The sequence below is a fragment of the Bartonella sp. AP57NXGY genome (assembly GCF_042195805.1).
Classification (GTDB): domain Bacteria; phylum Pseudomonadota; class Alphaproteobacteria; order Rhizobiales; family Rhizobiaceae; genus Bartonella.
The window spans coordinates 1-614 of sequence record NZ_JBHIOZ010000599.1 but is presented as its reverse complement, the minus strand read 5'-3'; the positions used below and the strand labels follow the sequence as shown (position 1 = coordinate 614).

1 protein-coding gene is annotated in these 614 nt (G+C 45.0%); it reads left to right on the top strand.

Going from position 1 to position 614, the window contains the following annotated elements:
• A partial coding sequence (locus tag ACFIL8_RS12260) for a hypothetical protein (RefSeq protein WP_375690044.1) occupies positions 1–517 on the top strand: 517 nt, incomplete at its 5' end.
• Positions 518–614: the final 97 nt, after the last annotated feature.

Below are 614 nucleotides of genomic sequence, written 5' to 3'. Positions count from 1 at the left end.
TAATGCGGTGGTTTCTCGGATAAAGACAGGTAAATTTGATGCGGCTCTTTTTGAAGATGGTTCTGTCAATGAAGCCCTTGCCACAAGCATCTGGAATGAGAATCCAACAAAGCGCCCTGCTCCATTTTTAGCGCCTGATGGTCAACCGCGGACAAAGATCAAACAAGCCTCTACAGATGGAGCCAATGAATACAAGATAAAACTGGAGCGAATGCAAGTTGCCCTTGAAAGCGAAAAGATTGCACTTGAACGATTGCGCGAAACCACTGTTGATCGAGAAGAAATGAAAAAGGCAGCTCGTGAGTTTGGAAGAGCGCACCGTGATGCTATGTTGAATTTTCCTCATCGTTTTGGTGCAAGCATTGCTGCACAAGTTGGATGTGATGCGGCCAGCCTTATTGGTGCTATTGATTACACTATGAGAACCGCTTTGCTTGAGGCGGTTAATATTCCAGTGCCTTTTCATGATCCTCATTCTCCAGAGTTAGAGAACTTGCAAGAAACGAATAATGGATGACAATGCAGTCGAAGAATTTTTCGCCCATGCCAATAATGCAAGACAACCGGACCCACCGTATACGGTTTCGCAATGGGCGGATAAGAATAGATACCTT